This is a genomic window from Streptomyces krungchingensis (genome assembly GCF_054729265.1).
Genome location: NZ_JBPUKY010000001.1, coordinates 4,565,047 through 4,587,775, shown reverse-complemented (window position 1 = coordinate 4,587,775; position 22,729 = coordinate 4,565,047). Strand labels below are relative to the sequence as shown.

17 protein-coding genes and 1 other RNA gene are annotated in these 22,729 nt (G+C 70.9%); 10 read left to right on the top strand and 8 right to left on the bottom strand.

Annotated features, from left to right (window positions below; genetic code table 11):
- Window positions 1–35 precede the first annotated feature (35 nt).
- The 4 genes from ACSYGO_RS20265 (at window position 36) to ACSYGO_RS20250 (ending at window position 5,741) form a co-directional block, all read left to right on the top strand.
- A complete protein-coding gene (locus tag ACSYGO_RS20265) occupies window positions 36–1,706 on the top strand; it encodes a serine/threonine-protein kinase (RefSeq protein ID WP_426675435.1) in 1,671 nt (556 codons plus the stop codon).
- 178 nt (window positions 1,707–1,884) lie between these two features.
- Window positions 1,885–3,126 (top strand): serine/threonine-protein kinase, encoded by a 1,242-nt coding sequence (locus ACSYGO_RS20260; RefSeq protein WP_426675436.1) that lies wholly within the window; start codon window positions 1,885–1,887, stop codon window positions 3,124–3,126.
- A gap of 586 nt (window positions 3,127–3,712) precedes the next feature.
- Window positions 3,713–4,819: a peptide chain release factor 2 gene (prfB, locus tag ACSYGO_RS20255; RefSeq protein WP_426675437.1), complete on the top strand. Its 1,107-nt coding sequence runs from the start codon at window positions 3,713–3,715 to the stop codon at window positions 4,817–4,819.
- Window positions 4,820–5,135: 316 nt separating this feature from the next.
- Window positions 5,136–5,741, top strand: coding sequence for a hypothetical protein (locus tag ACSYGO_RS20250; RefSeq protein ID WP_460387195.1), 606 nt, complete (start codon window positions 5,136–5,138; stop codon window positions 5,739–5,741).
- Between the two features lie 149 nt (window positions 5,742–5,890).
- Here ACSYGO_RS20250 and ACSYGO_RS20245 read toward each other — a convergent pair whose 3' ends face one another.
- Window positions 5,891–6,082, bottom strand: a complete 192-nt coding sequence (locus tag ACSYGO_RS20245; protein ID WP_028805018.1) for a hypothetical protein — start codon at window positions 6,080–6,082, stop codon at window positions 5,891–5,893.
- 356 nt (window positions 6,083–6,438) lie between these two features.
- Here ACSYGO_RS20245 and ftsE point away from each other — a divergent pair, with 356 nt between their 5' ends.
- The 5 genes from ftsE to ssrA all read left to right on the top strand — a co-directional run bounded on the left by ftsE (window position 6,439) and on the right by ssrA (window position 10,434).
- Window positions 6,439–7,128, top strand: a complete 690-nt coding sequence (gene ftsE / locus ACSYGO_RS20240) for a cell division ATP-binding protein FtsE (protein ID WP_028805019.1) — start codon at window positions 6,439–6,441, stop codon at window positions 7,126–7,128.
- Between the two features lie 33 nt (window positions 7,129–7,161).
- On the top strand, window positions 7,162–8,079 hold the full coding sequence (gene ftsX / locus ACSYGO_RS20235; RefSeq protein ID WP_426675439.1) for a permease-like cell division protein FtsX: 918 nt from the start codon (window positions 7,162–7,164) through the stop codon (window positions 8,077–8,079).
- Between the two features lie 67 nt (window positions 8,080–8,146).
- The gene (locus ACSYGO_RS20230) at window positions 8,147–9,322 is read left to right on the top strand and encodes a S41 family peptidase (RefSeq protein ID WP_426675440.1); all 1,176 of its coding nucleotides are present in this window, start codon (window positions 8,147–8,149) and stop codon (window positions 9,320–9,322) included.
- Window positions 9,323–9,403: 81 nt separating this feature from the next.
- Window positions 9,404–9,937, top strand: a complete 534-nt coding sequence (gene smpB, locus ACSYGO_RS20225; RefSeq protein WP_432186121.1) for an SsrA-binding protein SmpB — start codon at window positions 9,404–9,406, stop codon at window positions 9,935–9,937.
- A 127-nt stretch (window positions 9,938–10,064) separates the two neighbouring features.
- Window positions 10,065–10,434, top strand: a transfer-messenger RNA (tmRNA) gene (gene ssrA / locus ACSYGO_RS20220).
- Window positions 10,435–10,548: 114 nt separating this feature from the next.
- On the opposite strand, the gene ACSYGO_RS20215 is transcribed toward ssrA, so the two are convergent.
- From ACSYGO_RS20215 to ACSYGO_RS20185, 7 genes are all read right to left on the bottom strand, one after another.
- Window positions 10,549–13,452, bottom strand: a complete 2,904-nt coding sequence (locus ACSYGO_RS20215; protein ID WP_460387194.1) for a glycoside hydrolase family 3 C-terminal domain-containing protein — start codon at window positions 13,450–13,452, stop codon at window positions 10,549–10,551.
- A gap of 45 nt (window positions 13,453–13,497) precedes the next feature.
- Window positions 13,498–14,508 carry a LacI family DNA-binding transcriptional regulator gene (locus tag ACSYGO_RS20210; RefSeq protein ID WP_426675442.1) on the bottom strand — a complete coding sequence of 337 codons (1,011 nt, stop codon included), beginning with the start codon at window positions 14,506–14,508 and terminating at the stop codon, window positions 13,498–13,500.
- Entirely contained in the window at window positions 14,508–16,763 is a 2,256-nt protein-coding gene (yicI, locus tag ACSYGO_RS20205) for an alpha-xylosidase (protein WP_432172207.1), read from the bottom strand. Before yicI ends, ACSYGO_RS20210 begins: the two co-directional genes overlap by 1 nt.
- Before the next feature lie 11 nt (window positions 16,764–16,774).
- Complete coding sequence (locus tag ACSYGO_RS20200) at window positions 16,775–17,641, bottom strand: carbohydrate ABC transporter permease (RefSeq protein WP_426675444.1); 867 nt, start codon at window positions 17,639–17,641, stop codon at window positions 16,775–16,777.
- A complete protein-coding gene (locus ACSYGO_RS20195) occupies window positions 17,638–18,606 on the bottom strand; it encodes a carbohydrate ABC transporter permease (protein ID WP_460387193.1) in 969 nt (322 codons plus the stop codon). Before ACSYGO_RS20195 ends, ACSYGO_RS20200 begins: the two co-directional genes overlap by 4 nt.
- Window positions 18,603–19,898, bottom strand: coding sequence for an ABC transporter substrate-binding protein (locus ACSYGO_RS20190; RefSeq protein ID WP_426675446.1), 1,296 nt, complete (start codon window positions 19,896–19,898; stop codon window positions 18,603–18,605). The genes ACSYGO_RS20195 and ACSYGO_RS20190 overlap by 4 nt, the downstream gene beginning before the upstream one ends.
- Before the next feature lie 247 nt (window positions 19,899–20,145).
- Window positions 20,146–21,564 carry an MFS transporter gene (locus ACSYGO_RS20185; protein WP_460387192.1) on the bottom strand — a complete coding sequence of 473 codons (1,419 nt, stop codon included), beginning with the start codon at window positions 21,562–21,564 and terminating at the stop codon, window positions 20,146–20,148.
- 83 nt (window positions 21,565–21,647) lie between these two features.
- Here ACSYGO_RS20185 and ACSYGO_RS20180 point away from each other — a divergent pair, with 83 nt between their 5' ends.
- Complete coding sequence (locus ACSYGO_RS20180) at window positions 21,648–22,637, top strand: LysR family transcriptional regulator (RefSeq protein WP_432172203.1); 990 nt, start codon at window positions 21,648–21,650, stop codon at window positions 22,635–22,637.
- Window positions 22,638–22,729 lie beyond the last annotated feature (92 nt).

Below are 22,729 nucleotides of genomic sequence, written 5' to 3'. Positions count from 1 at the left end.
CGGACCAGGCAAGCAAGCAACAGGGAGCGCATGACGTGCGGCCGGTAGGGAGCAAGTACCTCCTTGAGGAGCCGCTTGGGCGCGGCGCCACAGGCACCGTCTGGCGGGCCCGCCAGAGGGAGACGGCGGGCGCCGAGGCGGCCGTCGCGGGCCAGCCCGGCGAGACCGTGGCGATCAAGGTCCTGAAGGAGGAACTCGCCAGCGACGCGGATGTCGTGATGCGGTTCCTGCGGGAGCGCTCGGTGCTGCTCCGGCTGACCCATCCGAACATCGTGCGGGTGCGGGACCTCGTCGTCGAGGGCGATCTGCTCGCGCTCGTCATGGACCTGGTCGACGGGCCCGACCTGCACCGCTACCTCCGCGAGAACGGTCCCTTCAGCCCGGTCGCCGCGGCCCTGCTCACCGCCCAGGTCGCCGACGCGCTCGCCGCCAGCCACGCCGATGGCGTCGTGCACCGCGACCTGAAGCCCGCGAACGTCCTGCTCAAGCAGGACGACGGCCAGATGCACCCGATGCTGACCGACTTCGGCATCGCCCGGCTCGCCGATTCCCCGGGCCTCACGCGCACGCACGAGTTCGTCGGCACGCCCGCGTACGTCGCGCCCGAGTCCGCGGAAGGACGTCCGCAGACGTCCGCGGTCGACATCTACGGCGCGGGCATCCTGCTGTACGAACTGGTCACGGGCCGTCCGCCGTTCTCCGGCGGCTCCGCGCTCGAAGTGCTGCACCAGCACCTGAGCGCCGAGCCGCGGCGCCCGTCGACCGTGCCGGACCCGCTGTGGACCGTCATAGAACGCTGCCTGCGCAAGAACCCGGACGAGCGGCCCAGCGCCGAGAACCTGGCGCGCGGACTGCGCGCCGTCGCCGCGGGCGTCGGTGTGCACGCGAACGCCGCGCAGATCGCCGCCGCGGAGGGCGTGGGCGCGCTGCTCGCCCCCGACCCGGCACCGGCGACCGTCCCCGGCACGCCCGGTGCGGCCGACCCCACGCAGGTGCTGCCGCACGGCGCCCCGTCGGGCGCGTACGACCCGAACGCCGCGACCAGCGTGATGCAGCACACCGGCGACGCCGACCCCACGTCCGTCCTGCCGCACCGCGGCGCGGCGGACCCGACCGCCGTCATGCCGCCCGTGCCGCAGCACCAGCCGGGCGGGCAGGGCGGACAGCCCGAGGACCCGCACCCCTGGCAGAACCAGCTGCGCGCGGCCCGCGACCGCAACGAACAGACCCAGGTGCAGTACCTGGACCCGAACGAGGACCCGCTGCGCCGTCGTCCGCAGCGCCAGGTCGCGCGGCCGCAGCAGCGGCCCCAGCGCGGCCAGCAGCCGCCGCCCGGGTACGGCTACCCCCAGCAGCAGCAGCAGCCGCAGCAGTACGCGCCGCAGCAGCCGCAGCGCTACGCCCCCGCTCCCCAGCCGCAGCCCCAGCCGCAGCGGTACGCGCCGCCGCAGCAGCCCGCGCCGCGCCAGCAGCGCGAGCCCCGTCAGCGCAGCGCCAACCCGACCAAGATCCCGGGACTCGGCTGCCTGAAGGGCTGCCTGTTCACCCTCGTCATCCTGTTCGTCGCCGGATGGCTGATCTGGGAGCTGAGCCCGCTCCAGGAGTGGATCGGGACCACGAAGGGCTACTGGGCCCAGCTGAACGAATGGTTCGACACGGTCACCGGATGGATCGGTGACCTCGGCGGCGGCTCGTCCGGCAGCTGACCCTCGGGCAGGAACCTCCGCCGGCGGACTTCCGCCGGCGGAGTCTGCCGTGTCCGGCCCCGGGGAAGCCGACTCTGGTGATTTGTCGACACCTGGCGGGTGATTTCCGTCTCCGCGGTGAAGGTTGGGGCCACGGACGCGTACTTTTAGCGGCAACCACGCGTCTGTAGGAGCAGTCTTGGCACGGAAGATCGGCAGCCGGTACACCGCGAACCAGATCCTGGGACGAGGCAGCGCCGGCACGGTGTGGCTGGGCGAGGGCCCCGAGGGGCCCGTCGCCATCAAGCTGCTGCGCGAGGACCTCGCGTCCGACCAGGAGCTCGTGGGGCGCTTCGTGCAGGAGCGCACCGCGCTGCTCGGACTCGACCACCCGCACGTCGTCTCGGTGCGCGACCTGGTGGTGGACGGCAACGACCTCGCGCTCGTCATGGACCTGGTCCGCGGCACCGACCTGCGGACCCGCCTCGACCGGGAGCGGCGCCTCGCCCCCGAGGCCGCCGTCGCGATCGTCGCCGACGTCGCGGACGGGCTCGCCGCCGCGCACGCCGCGGGCGTCGTCCACCGGGACGTGAAGCCGGAGAACGTCCTGCTCGACATGCAGGGCCCGCTCGGCCCCGGCGGCTCGCACCCCGCCCTGCTGACCGACTTCGGGGTGGCCAAGCTCATCGACTCGCCCCGGCGGACCCGCGCCACGAAGATCATCGGCACGCCGGACTACCTCGCCCCCGAGATCATCGAGGGCCTGCCCCCGCGGGCGGCCGTCGACATCTACGCCCTCGCGACCGTGCTGTACGAGCTGCTCGCCGGGTTCACGCCCTTCGGCGGCGGCCACCCGGGGGCGGTCCTGCGCCGTCACGTCACCGAGACCGTGGTGCCGCTGCCCGGCATCCCGGAGGAGCTGTGGCAGCTGATCGTGCAGTGCCTGGCGAAGGCGCCGGCCTCACGCCTGCGGGCCTCGGAGCTCGGGGCACGGCTGAGGGAGCAGCTGCCGCTGCTCGCCGGGATGCCGCCGCTGGACGTCGACTCCCCGGACTCCGAGTCGGCGGAAGCGGACGAGACGTACGAGGAGACGGCGGAGCCGTCCGCCCCCGTGGCGCGGCAGCGGCGCGGGGCGGTGCCGCTGGTGCCGGGGGCCGCGCCCGACTCGAACCGGGACACGCACACGTCGATGCGGGTGCCGGCGCCGGACGAACTGGCGGGGGGTGCGCGCGGGACCGCTCGCGCGCCGCGGGCCACCGGGGCGCCCCGGCCGGGCTCCGCACGCCATCGGGCCTCCGCCCGGCGGCGGCGGATCACGCTCGGGGTGGCGGGGGCGGTGCTCGTCGCCGCGATCGGGGTGGGGACCTGGATCGCCGTGTCCGGCGACGACGCGGACGCCACGCCCCAGGACACGAAGAACTCGGCGCCCGCCTCGCCGTGACGCCCGCCTGCGCGTGAACCCGGGGTGCCGTGGCGCCCGCCTTGCGGTGGCCCGGGGTGCCGTGACGCATGCCTCGCCGTGCCCTGGGGTGCCGTGTGCCTACGGGCGGTGCCCTTGAGGGCCGTGCCCTTGGGGGCCGTGCCCGGAGGTGCCGTCCTCGGGCTCGCCGGCCGGGGTCGGGCGACAGGCCTTTCTCGCCCCCTCCACCCCTGCCCGTCCCGTTCCCGGGGCTCCGCCCCGGACCCCGCTCCTCAAACGCCGGAGGGGCTGATGGTTGCGCTCCGGCCCGGATCTCGCTTCTCAAGCGGCGGAGGGGCTGATGGTGGGGGTTCGGCCCGGATCTCGCTCCTCAAGCGGCGGAGGGGCTGATGGTGGGGGCTCGGCCCGGACCCCGCTCCCCAAGTGCCGGAGGGGCTGATGGTCGGGGCTGATGGTGGGGGCTCGGCCCGGACCCCGCTCCTCAAGCGCCCGAGGGGCTGACGTCCGGGGCTGATGTCCGGGGCGTCCGGGAGCGGGCGGGGCCGGGGGCCCTGGCCCGCGGGGGCGAGCGGCGAGCCCCGCTTGCCGTAGCCGTTACGCTGGAGGCGTGGCAGTCGTCGATGTATCCGAAGAGCTCAAGTCCCTCTCCTCGACCATGGAGTCGATCGAGGCCGTCCTGGACCTCGACAAGCTGAGGGCAGACATCGCCGTGCTCGAGGAGCAGGCGGCGGCGCCGTCCCTGTGGGACGACCCGGACGAGGCGCAGAAGATCACCAGCAAGCTGAGCCACCTCCAGGCGGAGGTCAGGAAGGCCGAGGCGCTGCGCGGGCGCATCGACGATCTCGCTGTGCTCTTCGAGATGGCCGAGGAGGAGGACGACCCGGACACCCGTGCCGAGGCCGAGGCCGAGCTCACGTCCGTCCGGAAGGCGCTGGACGAGATGGAGGTCCGCACCCTCCTGTCCGGGGAGTACGACTCGCGTGAGGCGGTCGTCACCATCCGTGCCGAGGCCGGTGGCGTCGACGCCTCCGACTTCGCCGAGAAGCTCCAGCGCATGTACCTGCGCTGGGCGGAGCGCCACGGCTACAAGACGGAGCTCTACGAGACCTCGTACGCGGAAGAGGCGGGCATCAAGTCCACCACCTTCGCCGTCCACTCGCCGTACGCGTACGGCACGCTCTCCGTGGAGCAGGGCACGCACCGGCTGGTGCGCATCTCGCCGTTCGACAACCAGGGGCGCCGCCAGACCTCCTTCGCCGGTGTCGAGATCCTGCCGGTGGTCGAGCAGACCGACCACATCGAGATCGACGAGTCCGAGCTGCGGATCGACGTGTACCGCTCGTCCGGTCCCGGCGGCCAGGGCGTCAACACCACCGACTCCGCGGTGCGCCTGACCCACCTTCCCACCGGCATCGTGGTCTCCTGCCAGAACGAGCGGTCGCAGATCCAGAACAAGGCCTCGGCCATGAACGTTCTGCAGGCCAAGCTCCTCGAGCGGCGCCGGCAGGAGGAGCAGGCCGCGATGGACGCCCTCAAGGGCGACGGCGGCAACTCCTGGGGCAACCAGATGCGTTCGTACGTGCTGCACCCGTACCAGATGGTCAAGGACCTGCGCACGGAGTTCGAGGTCGGCAACCCCGATGCCGTGTTCAACGGCGAGATCGACGGCTTCGTCGAGGCCGGAATTCGCTGGCGCAAGCAGCAGGAGAAGTAAGCGGGCACGAAGAGGTCCCGTTCGGGCCTCTTTGTCGACAAGGCAACTGCCGTCCAGTGGACGGCAGTTGCCTTTTGTGTGGGGGTTGTCTGGGTTTTACGTCACAGTCACATGTCCTCACGGCAGGCAAATGATGTTGATACGGACATCGCGTACGCAACGACCTTGACGACGCTTTGAAAACTGGGAAGGGTAACGCGTGGCATGCGTATCACTGGGGCGCATGTGCACCGGGGGGCTTGAGCCCAAGTCGCCTGTGACGCCGTGGCCCTGGACGCTGCTCCATTGACGATCAGCTACTGGGGGTAGCAGGCAGATGACCAAGAAGACGCGGATCCGCGTGGCGCGGATAGCCGCCGGTGCGGTGATTGCCGCGGGCGCTTCGCTGACCGCCGCGGGTGCGGCCTCGGCGCTGGACCTGAACGTCGGCATCGGTGTCAGCGTCGGCGACGAGGACCCGACCCCGACCCCGACCGAGACCGGCATCCCGACCGAGCCCACCGGCGAGCCGACGGAGCCCACCGAGGAGCCGACCCAGCCCACGGAGGAGCCCACCGAGCCCACCGAGGAGCCCACGGAGCCCACCGAGGAGCCGACGGAGCCCACCGAGGAGCCGACCCAGCCCACGGAGGAGCCCACCGAGTCCACCGAGCCCACCGACGGCAGCACCAGCGGCTCCGGCGGTGGCGGCAACAACGCCGACCCCGACGGTGGCTCCTCCGCCCAGGAGGAGGGCTCCTCGGCCCTCACCGACACGGGCTCGGACACCTCGGCCCAGGGCAAGAAGGACGGTGAGCTCGCCGAGACCGGTGCCGGTCAGACCACGTTCCTGCTGATCGGCGCCGCGACGATGATCGCCGGCGGCATCGGCTTCCGGATGATGCCGCGCGTCATGGGCGGCCGTGGCGGTGCCGCCGCCTGACGGGCGCACCACGCATGAAAGAAGGCCCGGAGCGGATCGCTCCGGGCCTTCTCGTGTCCTCGGTCACATGTGGTCTTGCTCACGCCCGCGAGGGGGCGGCCGGGACCATGCATGCGGTACGGCCGGCTCCGCCCGGGATCCCGGCGGTCTCACACCGTCTGGTGTGCCACCAGGGCCAAGGCCGCGATCAGCACGGCGAGCAGCGCGATCAGCGCCATCGGGTTCAGGCCCGCGAAGGGGCTCTCCTGCTGGAGCCGCTCACGGTTCGCGCGGCAGACCGGGCAGCGGCCCTCGCTGACGGGCGCCGCGCAGTTCGCGCACACCAATCGGTCGTACGTCATGCGCTCGCCCTCCTTGCGCCATCTCCGCGTACACAACGCTGTACATAACGCTGCGGGGTACGCAACCGTTCCCCCTCCACTGTGCCAGGTTCCGCGGATTTCGGCGCGGCTCGCCTTATCCTGCCCCGCCCCGGCGGGCCCCAGCCCCGGAAACGGCGACATCCGGACGCCCACGCTCCCCGGGCCCGGCCTCCCCGGCCCGCGTCCCCGGACCCTCGTGAATCGGGCGGCCCCTGCCCCTTCAGATCCCTGACAAAACGTGCAAGCCTCGCGCAAACCCCGTACGCCGACTGCGGACGCACACCCGGTTCGCGTATGGTCACGCACACCTACCCCCGGCGACCCGTGGTGCATCCGTGATCCGATTCGACAATGTCTCCAAGGTCTACCCCAAGCAGACCCGCCCCGCTCTCAGGGATGTCTCCCTGGAGGTCGAGCGTGGTGAGTTCGTGTTCCTCGTGGGGTCCTCCGGCTCCGGAAAGTCCACCTTCCTGCGGCTGATCCTCCGCGAGGAGCGGTGCAGCCACGGTCAGGTGCACGTCCTGGGCAAGGACCTCGCGCGCATCTCCAACTGGAAGGTGCCGCACATGCGCCGCCAGCTGGGGACCGTGTTCCAGGACTTCCGGCTTCTGCCGAACAAGACCGTCGCCGAGAACGTGGCCTTCGCGCAGGAGGTCATCGGCAAGTCGCGCGGCGAGATCCGCAAGTCCGTCCCCCAGGTGCTCGACCTCGTCGGCCTGGGCGGCAAGGAGGACCGGATGCCAGGCGAGCTGTCCGGTGGTGAGCAGCAGCGCGTGGCCATCGCGCGCGCGTTCGTCAACCGCCCGAAGCTGCTCATCGCCGACGAGCCGACCGGAAACCTCGACCCTCAGACCTCCGTCGGCATCATGAAGCTGCTCGACCGCATCAACCGCACGGGCACGACCGTGGTGATGGCGACCCACGACCAGAACATCGTGGACCAGATGCGCAAGCGCGTCATCGAGCTGGAGCAGGGCCGTCTCGTCCGCGACCAGGCACGCGGCGTCTACGGCTACCAGCACTGATCATCGTCCACGGAAAGGTCTGAAGAAGACGCCATGCGCGCCCAGTTCGTTCTGTCGGAGATCGGTGTCGGTCTCCGCCGCAATCTGACGATGACCTTCGCGGTCGTCGTCTCGGTCGCCCTGTCCCTCGCCCTGTTCGGCGGGTCGCTCCTGATGAGCGACCAGGTGAACACGATGAAGGGCTACTGGTACGACAAGGTCAACGTCTCGATCTTCCTCTGCAACAAGAGCGACGCCGAGTCCGACCCCAAGTGCGCCAAGGGTGCCGTGACCACCGACCAGAAGAAGCAGATCCTCGCCGACCTGGACAAGATGACGGTCGTCGAGAAGGTCTCGTACGAGTCCTCGGACCAGGCGTACAAGCACTACAAGGAGCAGTTCGGCGACTCCCCGCTGGCCAGCTCCCTGACGCCGGACCAGATGCAGGAGTCGTACCGGATCAAGCTGAAGGACCCGGAGAAGTACCGGGTCATCGCGACCGCCTTCAACGGGCGGGACGGCGTGCAGTCCGTGCAGGACCAGAAGGGCATCCTCGACAACCTCTTCGGGCTGCTCAACGGCATGAACTGGGCCGCGCGCGCGGTGATGGCGATGATGCTCGTCGTCGCGCTGATGCTGATCGTCAACACGGTGCGCGTCTCGGCGTTCAGCCGTCGGCGGGAGACCGGGATCATGCGCCTGGTCGGCGCCTCCGGGTTCTACATCCAGGCGCCGTTCATCATGGAGGCCGCGGTCGCCGGGCTGATCGGCGGTGGTGTCGCCTGCGGATTCCTGTTGATCGCCCGGTACTTCATCATCGACCACGGTCTGGCCCTGTCCGAGAAGCTCAACTTGATCAACTTCATCGGCTGGGACGCCGTGTTGACCAAGCTGCCGCTCATCCTCGCGACAAGTCTGCTGATGCCCGCGCTGGCCGCGTTCTTCGCGTTGCGCAAGTACCTGAAGGTGTGACACATGCCAAGAGGGCCGTACCGTCAACCGGCGGTGCGGCCCTCCGCCTTGTCCTAGACTCACCGGCATGTCAGGCCGTGACCTGTTCTGTGAGCCCCGCCGCATCCGCCGCGGGGCGGCCCTGACATTGGTGTTCGCGAGCGTCCTCGTCGCAGGAGCGGCGACCGGATCCTTCTCCGACGCCGGCCGCGGACCGCGCACTCCCGGCTCCCCCGACGCCCGTTCCACACCGGCCGCCCACCACGAGGACGTCACCGCGGCGGCCGCCGAGGCGATGGCCGACGGCAAGTCCCCGATGGAGGCCGCCGAGCGCGCCGTCAGCCGCAGCGGGGACCGCTGGGGCGCGGTCTACTCCCAGGGCGAGTACGAGGAGTTCGAGGAGGCGCTCGACGGCCAGTACACCGGCGTCGGGCTGTCGGCCCGGCGCGAGCGCGACGGACGCATCGAGGTGACGCGCGTCCGGGCCGGCTCGCCCGCGGCGGGCGCCGGCATCCGTGAGGGCGACCGGCTGCGCAGCGTGGACGGCGAGAAGGTCGACGGCCGGCCTGTCACCGAGGTCATCTCCTTACTGCGCGGCGACGCGGACGACGCGGCGGCCGGCACGGAGGTCTCCCTCGGTCTGGAACGCGGCACCCGCGAGTGGACCGAGACCCTGCGCCGGGCCAGGCTCTCCACGGATCCCGTGACCGTGCACCGGCTTCCCGGCGGCGTCGTCGTGATCAAGGTCGCGGCCTTCACCAAGGGCGTCGGCGACCGGGTACGGACCGCCGTCACCCAGGCACCGAGCGAGGCGGGCATGGTCCTCGACCTGCGCGGCAACTCCGGAGGCCTGGTCTCCGAGGCCGTCACCGCCGCCTCCGCCTTCCTCGACGGCGGCCTCGTCGCCACGTACGACGTGGACGGACGCCAGCGCGCCCTGCACGCCGAGTCCGGCGGCGACACCGCCAGACCCCTGGTCGCGCTCGTCGACGGCGGCACGATGAGCGCGGCCGAACTGCTCACCGGAGCCCTCCAGGACCGCGGCCGCGCGGTCGTCGTCGGCTCCAGGACCTTCGGCAAGGGCTCGGTCCAGATGCCGAGCCGGCTGCCCGACGGCTCCGTCGCCGAGCTGACCGTGGGGCACTACCGCACCCCGTCCGGGCGCGGCGTCGACGGCCGGGGCATCACCCCCGACCTGGAGGCGGACAAGCAGTCGCTGGAGCGGGCCGAGACCGTGCTGAGCGGTCTCGGGGACGCCCACTGACCCGCTGCTCGCGGTCCGCGTAATCGGCTTTCCCCCACACCCCTGTGTGGTGCGAAAATGGCCAGCACTATGAGCAAGGGAATGTACGTACCGAAGGAGTCCCAGCCGAAGCAGGGCGGGGGCGGCTCCGCCAAGGCCAAGGACGGCAAGCGCAAGATCGTCGCGCAGAACAAGAAGGCACGCCACGACTACGCGATCATCGACACCTACGAGGCCGGGCTCGTGCTGACCGGCACCGAGGTGAAGTCGCTGCGCCAGGGACGTGCCTCGCTGACGGACGGCTTCGTCCAGATCGACGGGAACGAGGCGTGGCTGCACAACGCCCACATCCCCGAGTACAGCCAGGGCACCTGGACCAACCACACCGTGCGGCGCAAGCGCAAGCTGCTCCTGCACCGTGAGGAGATCGACAAGCTGGAGTCCAAGTCGCAGGAGACGGGTCACACGATCGTGCCCCTCGCCCTGTACTTCAAGGACGGCCGCGCCAAGGCGGAGATCGCCCTCGCCCGCGGCAAGAAGGAGTACGACAAGCGGCAGACACTGCGGGAGAAGCAGGACCGGCGGGAGTCGGACCGCGCGATCGCGGCGGCCAAGCGGAAGCAGCGGGAGGCCTAGGCCGCCGCCCGCAGGAATAGGCTGGCATCGTCGTGCGTTGGTCACGTACGATGGCAACGCACCTCACAGAGGGTGCGCGGACCGAAAGGTCCAGGGGCCGCAAGGTCCCGGTTTGAAAAAACAACATGGGGATGATCGGTTTCGACAGCGGCTGTTGAAGCAGGGGAAGCGTGTCGAGGAAGCGGCAATGATCTCGTAAACCATATGTCGCAAAAAATAATCGCCAACACCAAGCGCGATTCCTTCGCCCTCGCTGCCTAAGTAGCGACTTGCGAAGTGTCAGCCCGGGGCTGTTCCCGACCCGGATCCTGGCATCAGCTAGGGAACTAAACTTCTGAACCCGGTCGCGGGGTGCAGAAGGAAATCAAACAGCGACTGAGCCCGTCGGCGACTTGTTCGCGTGATCGCCGGGGCTGAGAAAATCACAGCGAACTGCACACGGAGAAGCCCTGATTTTGCACCGTTGGACGCGGGTTCGATTCCCGCCATCTCCACTCATCCCATGTTCTGGATACAGAGGAAAGGCCCCGCTGCCACTGGCAGCGGGGCCTTTCCTTTCGGCGGTCCGGGGCGGCGCCCCTGGCCTCAGCGGATCACCTCGGCGGGCCCCCTCACCCCAGCGTGAACGACGACAGGCGCAGACCGTCGCTCAGCACCAGACAGACGTCCTTGCGTCCCGCGGCGGCGGCCACCGTGGCGGACACCGTCTCGTAGGAGTACGGGGACGCCGTGCCGTCCGTGTGCGCGGTGCCGAGCAGGGTGCCCGTCGGCGAGCCGAGGCGCACCTCGACCGTGCCCGCCGGCCCGGCCACCCGGGCGGTGAACCGTCCGGTGCCCGGTGCGAGCCGGGCGTCCGCGAACTTCAGCCAGGCGCCGTCGCCGGTGGCGCCCACCGCCGTACCGCGCGCCTTGGACTCGTCGACCAGCCGCACCCCGGCGTAGTCGTCGAAGTTCTCGGCCCGCGTCGCCCTCGTCAGGTCCCGCGGCGGGATCGTCTCGCCCCGCACCGCGAGCGAGGCACGGGCGCGGATGTCGGACGACGACGCCCCGACCAGTACGTCGTACGTGCCGCTCTCCACCACCGGGCGGGAGCGTGTGACGTCCCAGTGGGCGAGGTCCTCGGTGCGCAGCTGCAGCCGCACCGTCCTCGTCTCGCCCGGCTTCAGCGACACCCGCGCGTACGCCTTCAGCTGCTTCAGCGGCTGCTTGTCGCGCGAGGTCCGCTGGTGCGTGTACAGCTGCACGACCTCGTCGCCCGCCCGGGAACCGGTGTTCGTGACGGCGACCTGGAAGCCGCCGTCGACACGCTTCAGCCCGCCGTAGCGGAAGGACGTGTAGGAGAGGCCGTGGCCGAACGGGTAGAGCGGCCGGCCCTTGAAGTACTGGTACGTGCGGTCGGACTTGATGATGTCGTAGTCCAGGATCGACGGGAGGTCCGACTCCGAGGCGTACCAGGTCTGGGTGAGACGGCCCGCCGGGTTCGCGTCCCCGTACAGCAGGTCGGCGAGCGCGTTGCCGGTCTCCTGGCCCGCGTGCGTGGTCCACAGCACGGCCGGGACCTTCTTCTGGAGGGCGCCGAGCGTGGTCGGGTAGCTGTTCTCGACGACCACGACGGTCTTCGGGTTGGCCGCGCGCACCGCCTCGACCAGGGCTTCCTGCGCGGGTGCCAGACCCATGTCGGTGCGGTCGTGGTCCTCGCGGCCGTTGATCGACGGCATCGAGCCGACCACGACCACCGCGGCGTCCCGGCCCTTCACCGCGGCCACCGCCTCGTCGACGCCGCTGCGCACGACGTCCTTGTCGTAGTGGGCGGCCCGCTCCTTCGGGACCAGTCCGAGGGTGCCGTCGTCGCCGGTCGGACCGAGGTAGACGGGGTTCGACCACCAGGACTCGGCGGTCTCGTAGCCCGCGTACCGCAGGAGGCTGCTGCCGTCGTCCTGCCGTTCCAGCACGAACTGCTGCTGCACGTACCAGCCGTTGGGCTGGACCTGGTCGTTGACGAAGCCGGACCAGTTGTAGCCGACGTACTTGCCGTTGGCGGCGGAGCGCAGCGTGACGATGCCGGATCCCCAGTCGAAGACGTCGAACCGGGACGCGGTGCCGTTCTCGGCGCTCTCCTTCAGGGCCGCCCCGTCGGCCGTCGCGCCCGCGGTGACGTACCGGCCCGTCGCCGTGTTCCTGAGGGTGATGCGGTCCGCGCCCTCACTGCTCGCCACCGGGGTGCCGAGCTTCGCCGCGATGCCGTCCTTCGGGGTGACCGCGTAGGGCAGCGTCCCCGAGTACCAGTCGGTGTAGAGGGTGTCGGCGAGCGGGCCGACGACGGCGACGTTCCTGGCCGACGTCTTCAGCGGCAGCGCCTTGTCGTTCTTCAGCAGGACGGCCGCCTTCGTCGCCGCCTCGCGGGCCAGCTTCCGGTGGGCCGGGCTGTCGATCACGGAGCTGTCGATCGAGCCGTACCGGCCGCCGCCCGGATCGAACTCGCCGAGCCGGACACGGACGGCGAGGATGTGGGACACCGCCGTGTCCACGTCCGACTCCTTCAACAGGCCCTGTTCCAAGGCGGACTTGACGGCCGTCGTGGTCGGGCCGGGGTCGGCGCTGTTGTCGGTGAAGCTGTCGATGCCCGCCTTCAGCGCGGCGGCGTCGCCCTCGGCGAGCGTGGGGTAGTAGTCCTGGTTGCCGGGGAGCAGATTGCCGGGGGCGAAGGCGTCGGTGACGTTGAGGAGATCCTTGTCCGTCCAGCCGCGCACGACGTCGTCCAGGTCCGGGTTGACCGTGTCGGGACGGCCGTTGACCAGGTTGTAGGAGGACATCACCCCCGTCGCCGCGTCCGCCGCGATCGCCGGCCGGAAGGCCGCCTCGTCGTACTCGTGCAGCACCCGCGGGCGCAGGTCGGAGGAGGTGGTCGTGCGGTGTGTCTCGTTGTTGTTGGCGAGGTAGTGCTTGAGGGTGGGCGCCGTCTTGAGGTGGTCGGGGTCGCCGCCGGTGAGACCGTCGCCGTACGCGATGGAGATCGACCCCGTCAGGTACGGGTCCTCGGAGTAGCCCTCCTCGTTGCGTCCCCAGCGCGGGTCGCGCAGCAGGTTCACCACCGGTGCCCACAGGTTCAGGCCCCAGCCGTCGGGGCGCTCCTGCTGGAAGCCGCGCGCCTCGTCGCCGACCGCCGAGCCGACCCGTTCGATCAGGGCCGGGTCCCAGGTCGACGCGAGCCCGACCGCCTGCGGGAACACCGTCGCCTTCCCCAGCCAGGCGACTCCGTGCAGGGCCTCGGTGCCGGTGCGGAACGCGCCGATGCCGAGGCGGGGGATCGCCGGCTCGTACTGGTGCAGCAGCGAGACCTTCTCGTCGAGGGTGAGCCGGGCGAGCAGGTCGTCGACGCGCGCGGCCACCGGGAGGTCCGGGTCGCGGAACGCGGGAGCGGCGTCGGCGTGGGCGGGGAGGCAGACGCCGGGGCCCGCGAGCAGCGCCAGCGCCACGACGAGGGCGGCGCCGGGTCTTCTTCTCGTGCCTTTCATGTCACGGCTCCTTCGGGTAGGGCCTTGCACGGGCGTTCGGGATGTTCAGGGGGCGTTGCGCGGTGCGGTGCTCGCGCGCTCCGTCAGCCGGGGCGCCAGCAGCGTCGCCCCGGGCACGTCGGCGCCGTCCAGCTTCCGCATCAGCAGCTCCACGGCCCGCGCGCCGACCTCGGCGGACGGCAGGGCGATGGAGGTGACGGGCACCCGCAGGCCCTCGGCGACCTCGTCCGGGCAGATGGCGGTGACGGAGAGATCGCCGGGAACCCGCAGCCCGAGCTGCTCGAACGCGTCGATCAGCGGTTCCAGGACCGGCTCGTTGTGGACGACGACGCCCGTCAGCGCCGGGTGCTCGCGCAGCAGCTGCTCGGCGATCCGGCGCGCGGCGGCCGGCGAGGCCTCGCAGGGGTGGACGGACGACGACAGACCGTTGCGGTGGGCGGCGGCCGTGAACCCCTCCACCACCCGCTGGGCGAACGCCGTCCCCCGCACGTACACCTCGGGCGGCGAGCCGACCAGCGCCACGACCCGGTGCCCGAGCCCCGCCAGCCGCTCCACGCAGAGCTCGCCCGCCGCCTTGAAGTCCAGGTCGATGCAGGTGAGCCCGTCCGCGGCGGCGGGGAAGCCGATGAGTACGGACGGCCGGTCGAGCGCGCGCAGCAGCGGCAGCCGGGCGTCGTGCAACTGGACGTCCATCACGATCAGCGCGTCCACCAGCGCGGTGTCGGCGACCCGCCGCAGCCCCTCCTCGCCCTCCTCCTGGGTGAGCAGCAGGACGTCGTGGTCGTGCCGGCGGGCCGCCGTCACCACGGACACCGCGAACTGCATCACGACCGGCACATGGATGCCCGCCCGCAGCGGCACCACCAGGGCCAGCACGTTCGACCGGCTGCTGGCCAGTGCCCGCGCGCCCGCGTGCGGCCGGTAGCCGAGCTCGCGGATGCTGGCCTCGATGCGCTGCCGGGTCTCCTCGGAGATCGGACGCTTGCCGCTGAGGGCGTAGGAGACGGTGCTCGGGGACACGCCGGCGTGCCGCGCCACATCGGTGATCTTGACCATCAGTCGGACTCCAGCTCCAGCGACAGGAACCCGGTGCCGGCCCGTGCCCGCACCTCGCGCCCCTGTGCCGCGAGTCCCCACGGCGCCGCCGGGTCGCTCGACGAGGCGCGCAGGGTGTTCCCCTCCCTTACGACGGTGAAGGTGACGCCGCCGACCGCCACCGTGACCTGGGTGCCCCGGCCCAGGCCGTACGCGCGCAGGGTGACGCCGTCGGCGTGGTCGTAATCGGGCCGGTCGTCCACGGCGCCCACCGGGATCACCGCCCCGGGCCGGACCAGGAGCGGCACGCTCAGGAACCCGTGCCGTTCGCGCACCCAGCGCGGCCCGGTCACCGTCCGCCCGCTCAGGAAATGCGTCCAGGTCCCCTCCGGCACGTAGTACGACACGTCGCCGTCGTCGCTGAAGACCGGCGCGACCAGCAGATCGGGGCCGAGCATGTACTGCCGTTCCAGGTGCGCGCACCCCGGGTCGTCGGGGAACTCCAGGACCATCGCCCGCATCACCGGCACGCCCTCCGCGTGGGCGGCGCGCGCGGCTTCGTACACGTACGGCATGAGGCTGAGTTTCAGGCGCGTGAACAGCCTGAGGACGTCGACGGCCTCCTCGTCGAACAGCCACGGCACGCGGTACGACGACGATCCGTGCAGCCGGCTGTGCGACGACAGCAGACCGAAGGCGATCCACCGTTTGAACAGCGCCGGCGACGGCGTCCCCTCGAACCCGCCGATGTCATGGCTCCAGAACCCGAACCCCGACATGCCAAGGCTCAGCCCGCCGCGCAGCGACTCCGCCATCGACTCGTAGGTCGCCTCGCAGTCGCCGCCCCAGTGCACCGGGAACCGCTGGCTGCCGGCCGTCGCCGAGCGCGCGAAGACGACCGCCTCCGCCTCGCCCCGGTGCTTGCGCAGCACCTCGAAGACGGTCCGGTTGTAGAGGTACGTGTAGTAGTTGTGCATCCGCTCGGGGTCCGAGCCGTCCGCGTACGCCACGTCGACGGGCACCCGCTCGCCGAAGTCGGTCTTGAAGCAGTCGACGCCCTGCGCGAGCAGCGCCTCCAGCTTGGCCGCGTACCAGTCCCGGGCGTCCGGGCTGGTGAAGTCGACCAGCGCCATGCCGGGCTGCCACAGGTCCCACTGCCACACACTGCCGTCGGGCTTGCGGAGCAGGTGCCCGAGCGCCTTGCCCTCCGCGAACAGGGGCGAGCGCTGCGCGATGTACGGGTTGATCCACACGCTGATGCGCAGGCCCTTCTCCTTCAGCCGGGCCAGCATGCCTTCCGGGTCGGGGAAGACCCGGGGGTCCCAGCGGAAGTCGCACCAGTTGAACTCGCGCATCCAGAAGCAGTCGAAGTGGAAGACGGAGAGCGGCAGTTCGCGTTCCCGCATGCCGTCGATGAAGGAGGTGACGGTCTCTTCGTCGTAGGAGGTGGTGAACGACGTGGACAGCCAGAGTCCGAAGGACCAGGCGGGCGGCAGCGCGGGACGCCCGGTGAGGGCCGTGTACGTGCGCAGGATGTCCTTCGGGGTCGGGCCGTGGATGACGTAGTACGTCAGCTGCTGGCTCTCCACGCTGAACTGCACCCGCGACACCGCCTCCGAGCCGACCTCGAAGGAGACCCGGCCCGGGTGGTCGACGAAGACCCCGTAGCCCGCGTCGGTCAGGTAGAACGGCACGTTCTTGTAGGCCTGTTCGGTCGCGGTGCCGCCGTCGGCGTTCCACATGTCGACGACCTGGCCGTTCTTGACCAGCGGGCCGAAGCGCTCGCCGAGGCCGTAGACGCTGGTGCCCACCCGCAGGCCGAGCTGTTCGCGCAGGTAGTGGGAGCCGCCGGCGTCCCTCATGATGCCCATGCCCTTGGGGCCGCTGCTGGTGAGCGTGCGGCCGTGGGCGAGGAACTCGACGTGCCAGGGTCCGCCGCGGGCGACCCGGACGGACAGCGCACCGGACGTCAGCGTCGCGTACTCCTCGTCGTACGACACCTGGGCGGCGCCCTCCCCGGCCCGCACCTCGAACTCGGGGCCGCGTGGCTGCTCGCCCTCGAAGTGGGTCAGGGTGACACCGATGACGTCGGGCATCGGCGCATGGGCGGTGATCGTCACGACCGGTCCCTTCAGCAGGTCGCCGCGGTGGCGGATGGGCTGGGTCGGCGCGTGGATCTCCAGGCTGCCGGGTCCGGAGGTCACGTCGAGGACCTCGACCGGATGGGCCGCGGTGACGCCCTCGCGCAGCAGCCAGTAGCCGTCCGTGAACTTCACTGTCGTACCCCTTACTTCACTGCGCCGACGGCGATGCCGCGGGTGAGGGTCCGCTGGAAGACGAGGAAGAAGACGAGGGCGGGCAGGACGCCCAGGAGAGCGGCCGCGTTCGTCATGGTGGCGTCCATCAGGCGTTGCCCCTGGAGGACGCCGAGGGCCACCGACACCGTCTGGTTGTCGTTGGAGATCAGCATGACCAGCGGCAGCAGGAACTCGTTCCACGTCCAGATGAAGAAGAAGACGAGGAGGACGCCGATGGTGGGGCGGCTGACCGGGACGACGATCCGCCACAGCACCTGCCACTTGTTCGCCCCGTCGATCCGGGCGGCCTCGATGATCTCGCGCGGGAACCGGCCGAGGACGGAGGCGAGCAGATAGGTGCCGAAGGCCGCCTGGATCACCGTGAAGACGATGATCACGCTGAGCCTCGTGTCGTAGAGGCCGGCCTGCTTGCTCAGGTAGTAGACCGGGTAGACCAGCGCCTCCTGCGGCAGCATGTTCGCCAGCACGAAGAAGGCGAGCACCCAGGTGCGGCCCCTGACCCGGCCGATGCCGATCGCGTAGGCGTTGAGGACGGACAGGACGGCGGCGCCGACCGCCACCGACCCGGAGATCAGGACGGAGTTGACCAGCTTGCGGCCGAAGTCGACGCGGTCCCAGAAGTCCTCGATGCCGTCGAGGTACAGGCCGCGGGGCAGGCTGAGCGGCCCGTTCTGCGCGTACTCGGCGGGCGACTTGACGGCGTTGACCGCCACGACGAGGAACGGCAGCACCATGAACAGGGCCGCGATCACCAGGGCGACGAGGACCGGGTAGCGGGCGAGGACACCGCGGGCGGGCCCGCGTGTCCTGACCGCGCCGGTGCGGACGGCTGTCATGTGCGGACTCCTTCCTCCGCGTCCTCCGCGCGGGTCTGGAACTTCAGCCCGGCCAGGGCCAGGACGAGGATGATCACGGTGAGCACGGTGGAGATCGCGGCGCCGTAGCCGACCTGGGTCTTCTCGAAGAAGGTCGTGAAGGAGAAGTACGAGGGGACGTCGGTGGCGCCGCCCGGTCCGCCCTTGGTCAGGACGTACACCGCCCCGAACACCTTCAGCGCGGCGATCGTGCACCACAGCAGCACCACGTAGATCTCGGGCCTGATCTGCGGCAGCGTGACGTGCCAGAAGCGCCGCCACCAGCCCGCGCCGTCCAGTTCGGCGGCCTCGTGGAGCTGCGGGTCGACGCGTTGCAGGCCCGCCATGAAGACGACGAGCGGGAAGCCGAGCTGCACCCACACCATCACGCCCATGACGCTGTACAGGGCGAGGTCGGGGTCGCCGAGCCAGTCCTGCTGCCAGGAGCCGAGACCGGCGGCCTTCAGCAGTTCGTTGAGCGAGCCGTTGTCCGGCGCGAGGATCCAGCTCCAGACGATGCCGGCGACCGCGATGGGCAGCACCTGCGGCAGATAGAAGCAGGCCCGCAGCACGGAGGCGACCCTGCCGCCGAAGTGCCGGCCGACGAAGTCGAACAGGGCGGCGGCGAGGACCAGCCCGAGCACGGTGGGTACGGCGGCCATGGCGACGACCATGAACAGGCTGTGCCGGAACGACGCCCAGAACTCCGCGTCGTCCATCAGCTCACGGTAGTTGGCGAGCCCGGACCACCTGGGCGTGCCGACGCCCTGCCAGTCGGTGAAGCTGACACCGGTGTTCATCAGGAACGGGACGACGACCACCGCGAGGAAGGCGAGGACGCCGGGCAGCAGGAAGGGCAGGTAGGAGTCGCGGGGGCGGCTCGGGCGCGTTGCGCTGCCGTGCTGCTTGCGGACGACCCGGCCGCCCCGCTCGACGGTGACCGTCATGTCTTCGGTACGCCCTTGTCGTACGCCTTCTGCAGTGCGCTCAGATAGGCGTCGGGCTTCTCGCTCCCGGTGATCAGCTTCTGGGTCTCCGAGACGAGCACGTCGTAGAAGCCGGCGACGGGCCAGTCCGGGTAGAAGGCCAGTCCGTCCTTGCCGGAGAGGGTGTTGAAGTCGGCGATCAGCGTCTTGGCCTGCGGGTCCGTGATGGCGGCGGGGTCGGCGGCCACCGGGATGCCGCCCTTGTTGCCGAGCAGGTTCTGGATCTTCTTCGACATGGTGATGTCGATGAAGTCGTAGGCGAGTTCCTTGTTCTTGGCGCCCTTGGGCACGACCCAGAGGTTGCCGCCGGAGCCGAGCGTGAGATCGCTGCCCGGCCACAGGAAGGTGCCCCAGGCGAACTTGTTCTCCTCCTTGAAGCGGCCGTACCACCAGCTGCCGCTGAACAGGATGGGGCTCTTGCCCTGGATGAAGGAGACGCCCGCGTCCTCCGCCTTCACGCCCGTCGACTTCTTGCTGATGTAGCCCTTCTTCACCCAGTCGGCGAAGGTCTCGGCGGCATACGTCCAGGCGGCGTCGTGGAAGTCGGTCTTTCCCTTGTAGAGCTCGTACGCGTCGACCCAGGAGCGGTCCGCCTTGGAGAGCGCCAGCTGGTAGAGGTACTGCTGGGCGATGTACTCGGCGCCGCCGTTCGCGAGCGGGGTGACGCCCTTGGCGACGAAGGTGTCCATGGCGGAGGTGAGTTCGCCGAGCGTGGTGGGTTCGGCGACGCCGTACTTCTCGAAGAGGTCCTTGTTGTAGTAGACCATCGTGTACTCGGCGTAGTTGGGGACGCCGTACCACTTCCCGGAGCCCATGACTCCGTCCGTGTCGTACTGGCTGATGGTCCGCACCCCGCCGCTGATCTTCTTGTCCCAGCCGTGCCGGGTGACCTCGGCGGTCAGGTCGGTCAGCAGTCCCTGCTGGGAGAGCTTGCCCGCCGTCGCGTTGCCCTTGTTGTACTCCATGAGGTCCGGCGCGTCACCGGAGTTGAGGACCATCGGGGCCGTTTTCTGGATCTGTTCGAAGCCCTTCTCCTCGAACTTCACCTTCACGCCCGGGTGTTTCGCCTCGAACTCCTTGATGGCCTCGTTCCAGGCCACTCCCATCGCACTGTTCGGCGCCTCGTAGTGCCACAGCCGCAGCGTCTTGCCGTCCTCGGCCCCGCTGTCCGAGCCGCCGCAGGAGGCCAGCAGCAGGGAGCCCGCCAGGGCCGCCGCCACCGCCGCCGCCGTGCGCCTTCGTTTCGTCGACATCCATTGCCTCCGGGGGAGTTGGATGGGTCACGGAAGCGTCACGCAGCAATCGTCGAATCGTTTCGATGCGTGACGTCGAAGCGCTTCGACGGGGGAAGGTATGTGGGGGCCGTGGGCGCGTCAATGGGGTGCGCCGGAATTGGGGCGCGGGTTCGACGGGCCGGACGACACGGCGCTCGATCGCGGTCGGGCGGCGCGTCGTCCCGCACGCGGTGGGCCGCTGTCCTACGCGTGGTGGGCCGCTGTTCTACGCGTGGTGGGCCGCTCCGGCCCGCCGGTGCGCGGCGCGGCGCGTGTGCAGGACGGCACCGGCCGCCGCGATCAGGAAGGCCAGTGTCGCCGCGGCGAGCGGAACGCCGTATCCGGCGGTCGCCGACCCACGCTCCACCACCCATCCGCCCGCCGCCGAACCCCCGGCGATCCCGCCCAGCAGACCCGTCACCGCGAGGGTCATGCCCTCGTTCAGCCGGCCCTCGGGCGTGCGGGCCTGCACCAGGGTCATGCCGGTGACCATGGTCGGCGCGGTGGCCATCCCCGCGACGAGCAGCGCGCCCGCGAGAACCGGCAGCGATCCGGTCAGGGAGGCCGCGAGCAGGGGCAGCATCAGCAGGGCCGCCATCGCGGCGACGCAGCGCGGGAAGAGCCGCTCGGCGGGACCGGCCGACCGCACCGTGCCGAACACCAGACCCGCCACGCACGACCCCGCCGCCTGGAGCGCCAGGACCGCGCCCGCCGCCGACTTGTGCCCCTGGGCGTCCGCGAACGCGATCGTGACCACCTCCATCGAACCGAAGACCGCACCGGTGGCCAGGAAGCACAGCAGCAGCGGGGGCATGCCGGGCGACAGCACCGGGGACGGGGCCTTCGTGCGCCGCTGGGGCGGCGGCTCCGTGGCGCGCTGCGCCGCGAAGACCAGCACGCCCGTGATCAGCAGGGCGCCGCCGACCAGCGTGCCCGCCTCCGGGAAGAACGTCCCGCACAGGAACGCCGCGAGCACCGGCCCCAGCATGAAACACAGCTCGTCCGCGGCCTGTTCGAAGGAGTTCGCGGTGTGCAGCGCGGCCGGGTCGCCCTTGAGGAGATGCGCCCAGCGGGCCCGGGACATACCGCCCGTGTTGGGGGTCGTGGCCGTGGCGGCGTATGCGGCGAAGAGCGTCCAGTCGGGCGCGCCGCAGCGCACGCACAGCACCAGCGCGATGCCGCCCAGCAGGGCGAACAGGGTGGCGGGCACGGCGACCCGGGCCTGCCCGTGCCGGTCGACGAGGCGCGCGGTCCAGGGGGCGACCACCGCGGTCGCCGCCAGCCCGGTCGCCGTCACCGCGCCGGCCAGCGCGTACGAGCCGCGCGAGCCGGCGATCATGATCACCGCGCTCACGCTGAACATCCCCATCGGCAGCCGGGCCATCAGGTTCCCGGCGGTGAAGGCACGGGCGCCCGGGACGGCGAAGAGACGGTGGTAGGGAGTGCGGCCCCGGGACGTCTCCGTCCGGGCGGACCGGCTCGGCGCGTGCTCGGCGGCGGGCGACGACGGCGTGGGTATGGGGTCGGGGGTGGGCGAAGGGGGCGCGGGAGCCGGGTCGGGGGTGGGCGAAGGGGGCGCGGGAGCCGGGTCGAGAGTGGGCGAAGGGGGCGCGGGAGTCGGGTCGGCGGCGGACTGGTGCGGCATGGATCAACCGTCGCCCGGAGCGGATCACGGGGTCCAACACCTTGTCCGTGGTGATTGACGCACCTGGGTTGTAGGTTCGCGTGATGCCTGTCCAGTCACCCGCCGGCGGTCACCTCGACCCCCGCCTGCTGCACGCCTTCCTCGCCGTCGCCGAGGAGCTGCACTTCACCCGCGCCGCCGCCCGGCTGTACGTGGCCCAGCAGGCACTGAGCCGGGACGTCCGGCGGCTGGAGCGGGAACTCGGCGCGCAGCTGTTCTCGCGGACCACACGGCAGGTGACGCTGACCGCGGACGGGGAGCGCCTGCTGCCGTACGCGCGGCGGGTGCTCGCCGCCCACGAGGCCCTGCTGTCCGCGTTCGCGCGCGGCCAGGACCAGCGCCCGCTGCTCGTCGACGTCAACACCCCGGGACTCGCCACGGGCCGCGTCCTCGACCGGGCCCGTGAACTCGCGCCCGACAGCGAGCTGATGGCCCGCTTCGAGAGCGGCCTCACGGGCGCGGCGCAGGATCTGCTCACCGGCCGGCTGGACGCGTCGTTCGGCCGGTTCGCCGGGCTCGACCCCGCGATGCGCGCCCGCCTGGAACAGCAGCCCGTACGGTACGAGCCGATGGCCGTCCTGCTGCCCGAGGACCATCCGCTGGCCGCGCTGGAGGCGGTCCCGCTGGCCGCGCTCGCGGGCGAGACCGTGTACGCGGGGGCGGGGAATCCCCGGACGCTGGAATGGACCGACCTGGCCCGTCACCTGTTCGAGGGACGTGGGATCGCGCTCGCGCCGCCCGCTCCGATGGCCGTGGGAGCCGAGGAGTTCCGGCGGATCATGGCCAAGAACCGGAACCCCGTCCTCGCCGTCGTGGAGTTTCCGGCCATGCCTGAAACGGTGCTGAGGCCTCTGGTCGACCCCGTTCCCCTGTCACCCGTGTCGCTGGTGTGGCGGAAGGGGCTGGTGCATCCCGGGATTGACGCGCTTCGACGAGCCGCCGTCGAACTCGCGGCCGAGGAAGGGTGGCTGCGGCGCCCCGAGAACGGGTGGATTCCGGCCACGGATGCACTCATCATGATGAGCCATACATGAGCTGCAGGCGCACGTCTCCGCCGCGTGCGCTACATTCTTCCTCCGGGCACAGTGTGATAAGGGGGGCGCTCGGGCTGGGTGGGGGCCCGGTC

Bases quoted from the DNA above. Each gene is read 5' to 3' on its own strand.
- ACSYGO_RS20215 (WP_460387194.1), bottom strand. From the start codon at position 13,452: ATGAAAGGCACGAGAAGAAGACCCGGCGCCGCCCTCGTCGTGGCGCTG.
- ftsX (WP_426675439.1), top strand. From the start codon at position 7,162: ATGCGCGCCCAGTTCGTTCTGTCGGAGATCGGTGTCGGTCTCCGCCGC.
- smpB (WP_432186121.1), top strand. From the start codon at position 9,404: ATGTACGTACCGAAGGAGTCCCAGCCGAAGCAGGGCGGGGGCGGCTCC.
- ACSYGO_RS20190 (WP_426675446.1), bottom strand. From the start codon at position 19,898: ATGTCGACGAAACGAAGGCGCACGGCGGCGGCGGTGGCGGCGGCCCTG.
- ACSYGO_RS20195 (WP_460387193.1), bottom strand. From the start codon at position 18,606: ATGACGGTCACCGTCGAGCGGGGCGGCCGGGTCGTCCGCAAGCAGCAC.
- ACSYGO_RS20180 (WP_432172203.1), top strand. From the start codon at position 21,648: ATGCCTGTCCAGTCACCCGCCGGCGGTCACCTCGACCCCCGCCTGCTG.
- ACSYGO_RS20210 (WP_426675442.1), bottom strand. From the start codon at position 14,508: ATGGTCAAGATCACCGATGTGGCGCGGCACGCCGGCGTGTCCCCGAGC.
- ACSYGO_RS20250 (WP_460387195.1), top strand. From the start codon at position 5,136: ATGACCAAGAAGACGCGGATCCGCGTGGCGCGGATAGCCGCCGGTGCG.
- ACSYGO_RS20230 (WP_426675440.1), top strand. From the start codon at position 8,147: ATGTCAGGCCGTGACCTGTTCTGTGAGCCCCGCCGCATCCGCCGCGGG.
- ACSYGO_RS20245 (WP_028805018.1), bottom strand. From the start codon at position 6,082: ATGACGTACGACCGATTGGTGTGCGCGAACTGCGCGGCGCCCGTCAGC.
- ACSYGO_RS20200 (WP_426675444.1), bottom strand. From the start codon at position 17,641: ATGACAGCCGTCCGCACCGGCGCGGTCAGGACACGCGGGCCCGCCCGC.
- ACSYGO_RS20185 (WP_460387192.1), bottom strand. From the start codon at position 21,564: ATGCCGCACCAGTCCGCCGCCGACCCGACTCCCGCGCCCCCTTCGCCC.